The organism is Roseburia porci (genome assembly GCF_009695765.1).
Lineage (GTDB): Bacteria > Bacillota > Clostridia > Lachnospirales > Lachnospiraceae > Roseburia > Roseburia porci.
In genome coordinates this window covers 1-3,644 of sequence record NZ_VUNI01000044.1, presented here as the reverse complement: position 1 = coordinate 3,644, position 3,644 = coordinate 1, and the positions used below count along the sequence as shown (strand labels likewise).

The 3,644-nt window shown below is 46.0% G+C and carries 4 protein-coding genes; all 4 read left to right on the top strand.

Features of this window, described 5'->3' with window-relative positions:
• Positions 1-150: 150 nt before the first annotated feature.
• The 4 genes from FYJ75_RS14130 to FYJ75_RS14115 all read left to right on the top strand — a co-directional run bounded on the left by FYJ75_RS14130 (position 151) and on the right by FYJ75_RS14115 (position 3,520).
• Complete coding sequence (locus FYJ75_RS14130) at positions 151-1,296, top strand: ABC transporter substrate-binding protein (RefSeq protein ID WP_154431044.1); 1,146 nt, start codon at positions 151-153, stop codon at positions 1,294-1,296.
• Entirely contained in the window at positions 1,296-2,318 is a 1,023-nt protein-coding gene (locus FYJ75_RS14125) for a FecCD family ABC transporter permease (RefSeq protein WP_154431043.1), read from the top strand. The genes FYJ75_RS14130 and FYJ75_RS14125 overlap by 1 nt, the downstream gene beginning before the upstream one ends.
• Positions 2,315-3,103: an ABC transporter ATP-binding protein gene (locus tag FYJ75_RS14120; RefSeq protein ID WP_154431042.1), complete on the top strand. Its 789-nt coding sequence runs from the start codon at positions 2,315-2,317 to the stop codon at positions 3,101-3,103. Before FYJ75_RS14125 ends, FYJ75_RS14120 begins: the two co-directional genes overlap by 4 nt.
• 111 nt (positions 3,104-3,214) lie before the next feature.
• Positions 3,215-3,520 (top strand): cupin domain-containing protein, encoded by a 306-nt coding sequence (locus FYJ75_RS14115; protein ID WP_195839043.1) that lies wholly within the window; start codon positions 3,215-3,217, stop codon positions 3,518-3,520.
• The last annotated feature ends 124 nt before the right edge of the window (positions 3,521-3,644 follow it).

Sequence of the window (3,644 nt, the reverse complement as noted above, 5' to 3'; positions counted from 1 at the left end):
TGTGTTTTCGCAGATTCAATTATACTGCTTTTTTAGGGGGTAATCACTTTTTTTGTAAAAAAATGTGAGAAATCCTTGAAAATATAATGTTTATAAAAATAAAAAAGGTAGTTAACTTGACACTACCCAAAACATTTAAGGAGAACTCATATGAAAAAGTATTTATCTGTTTTACTGGTTGCCTGCATGACAACCTTACTTTTCGCAGGATGCAAAAGCACGAATAGCGAAAACGCAGCCTCAGACACTTCGGTTACCGAAGCCACCGAGGCTCAGGCACTTGATCCAGACGGAACCCACACCGTTATTGACCACGCCGGCAATACGGTGGAAGTTCCAAACCGCATCACCAAAATCGTCATCGACCAGATCCCGATCCTTTCCACCTACATGTCCTACTTTGGCGGAAATGCTCCAAACATCGTCGGATACTGCGGTTCCTTTAAAGACACGATCACCAAGACCGTTTTAAAAGACATTACGCCGGAACTCATGGAATCCTCCGATACCGTTTATTCCCAGAACGATTTAAATATTGAAGAAATCATGAAGCTTCAGCCGGATGTCATCTTCTACAACGCCGGCAATAAAGAACATGCCCAGATCCTTCAGTCGAGTGGAATCCCTTGCATCGGATTCGCAACCGTAGGTGCTGAGACAGAGGCTGATCCACTGGTACGTTATCAGCAGTGGCTGGATCTTTGGGAAGACGTTTTCGGTGAAAGCGGTAAAATGGACGCCTTTGAAGAAGCCGGAAATAAAATCATCGATGATGTAGAATCCCGCATTGCCAAGATTCCGGAGGATGAGCGTCCAAGCGCCATGATCTTATGGAAATACGCAGACGGTGTACCTCAGGTATCCGGCCAGGGAACTTTTGGAACTTACTGGCTGAAACACCTCGGCGTAACCGACGTCGTTGCATCAGAAGCCAAAGGCTTCACACAGGTCAATATGGAGCAGATCTATGACTGGGACCCTGACATCCTGTTTCTTGACGGACCTGGACTTTTACCATTAAAAACGGCTGATGTCCTTGAAAACAACGTAGAAGGCACTGATTTTTCCACATTAACCGCTGTAAAAAACAAACGGGTCTACGATACCACACTTGGTATGTGGAACTGGTTCACTCCAAACCCGGATGCACCATTAGTGCTTGCATGGATGGCATGCAACACTTACCCGGAAGCATTTGCTGATTATCCGCTGGAAGACACCATCCGCGAATACTATCACGACTGGTACGGCTATGATGTGACGGATGCAGATCTGGAGGAAATGTTACAGTATTAATGAAAAATAATTGCTTAATCAAAAAAGGACATTTTACTCCACTGGCCGTCATTATGATGTTTGCACTTCCAGTCATCACCGGACTGATCTGCATGTGCGTCGGGCGAATGGAAGTTCCGCTTTCGGATGTGATAAAATCCATTGCCGCTCTCTTCACCGGTCAGAAAAACAACATTCAGAACTATTCCATTATCGTGAATCTGCGGCTTCCCCGCATTTTAATGGCAATTATCGTCGGTGCAGGCTTAACCTGCGCCGGCAATACATTCCAGTCTCTTTTTTCCAACCCGCTCGCAACGCCGGACATACTCGGTGTCACAAGCGGAACATGTGTAGGCGCCATCCTGGCAATTATTTTGTCCTGCAGTATTCTGGAAACACAGCTGACCGCCCTGGTCTTCGGGCTGGCATCAGTTGCATTCACGATACGGATCGCCGGACAAAACAAAAGCGGTTCCATGGTATATCTTGTGCTTGCCGGTGTCATTGCATCTTCACTTTTTAACGCCATCGGCTCACTTTTTAAATATACGGCAGACCCGCAGGACAAGCTTCCTGAGATCACCTACTGGCTCATGGGAAGTTTTACAAGCGCGACCTATCACAAGATCCTGATCGGCTCTCCGTTCATTCTGACCGGAATTGTGATCATCTATCTTCTCCGCTGGCGGCTCAACATCCTTGCACTCAGCGAGGACGAGGCCAAAGCTAGCGGAATCGACCTGAAAAAAACAAGAAGGATCTTCATCCTTGCCTCCACCATCATCACGGCATCCGCCGTATCCATGTGCGGACAGGTCGGCTGGATCGGGCTTCTGATCCCACACTGTGCCAGAATGCTTGTCGGCAGCAACAACCGATACGTTGTGCCCGTCAGCATCAGCCTCGGCGCAAGTTTTATGATACTGATTGATACGCTTTCAAGAACGCTCAGCGTGATCGAACTTCCACTGTCCGTGCTGACTGCGATCATTGGAGCACCTGTATTTATTTCATTATTGAACAGGAGTAATCTGCGATGATTTTAGAAGTTGAAAACGGCTGTTTTGGTTATCCGAAACAGAAAGAAATCTTAAAAAACATCAACCTCCATCTGGAAAAAGGACATATTTTATCGGTCCTCGGTCCAAATGGGATCGGAAAGACAACCTTACTCAAATGCATGATCGGCCTGCTTCCGTGGACCAGTGGACGTTCCCTTTTAAATGGAACCGATCTTCGCGAAATGAAATCAAAAGACATATGGAACACGATTTCTTACATTCCACAGGCCCACAGTTTTTCGTTTTCCTACACCGGACTTGAAATGGTCATGCTCGGACGGAGCTCCCATCTCGGTCTCTTTGAGCAGCCTGGTGCACGAGAGATTGAAATGGCAGAAGCCATGATGGAAAAAGTCGGCATTACACGTCTTGCCGGAAAAGACTGCAACCGAATGAGCGGCGGTGAACTTCAGATGGTCTTAATTGCAAGAGCTTTGATTAACGAACCGGAACTGATCATTCTGGATGAACCGGAGACCGGTCTGGATTTTCATAATCAGATCCTGGTGCTGAACATGATTGAACGTCTGGCTCACGAAGAAGGCATCAGCGCCATCATGAACACCCATTATCCGACCAATGCCATGAGCATCGCCGATGAAGCTTTTATGATGAACCGCAAAGGCGACCGTTTCTACGGTACAACGGACAGCATACTGAATGAACATAACATTTCCCGTTCCTTCGATGTCAATGTCATTGTCGATGAAGTCAGTTACAAAGACCGCTTGATCCGGAATATTATTCCGGTATCATTGACTTAAACAAAAAATTACAATAATCTTTTAATCTGTTGCTTTTCCAACAGAAAAATTAATATTTTTCGGGTAAAATGAGTAATATATCAATATCAGAGCAAAGGAAGGTATCATGCCATGGACCATGTGTTTACAATCGCGCAGCTGCGCCCGATCCGCGAGGGAATGACGATTTCAAGAGATGCCCGGCTCGGATCCGAAAACAGTGTAACATTTTTCTCTCTGGGAAAAGGAACTTCCATCAGCCAGGAACGCTACGATATGACCTCTGTCTACATCGGTGCCGAGGGCAATGCGGACTTTATTCTTGGAGATGATCAGAAAAAAAGCGTGCTCACACCTGGCGATGTCCTCATCGTTCCAGGCGGAACACTTTGCGGAGTGCAAAGTGAAACCGGAGCTGTTTATACAGAAATTATTTAGGCAATTGCGAAACAAGTTCGCAATCTTGATTGAAAACAAGGATAGACTCCTGCATTGCAAGATTCTTAGAATGGAAGGTGGCGGTCATTAATTTGTGGCATGACAAAAAGGCTTCCTAGTTACT

What these genes read in the sequence shown, in the direction of transcription:
- FYJ75_RS14130 (WP_154431044.1), top strand. Translation starts at nt 151, where the DNA reads ATGAAAAAGTATTTATCTGTTTTACTGGTTGCCTGCATGACAACCTTA.
- FYJ75_RS14120 (WP_154431042.1), top strand. Translation starts at nt 2,315, where the DNA reads ATGATTTTAGAAGTTGAAAACGGCTGTTTTGGTTATCCGAAACAGAAA.
- FYJ75_RS14125 (WP_154431043.1), top strand. Translation starts at nt 1,296, where the DNA reads ATGAAAAATAATTGCTTAATCAAAAAAGGACATTTTACTCCACTGGCC.
- FYJ75_RS14115 (WP_195839043.1), top strand. Translation starts at nt 3,215, where the DNA reads ATGGACCATGTGTTTACAATCGCGCAGCTGCGCCCGATCCGCGAGGGA.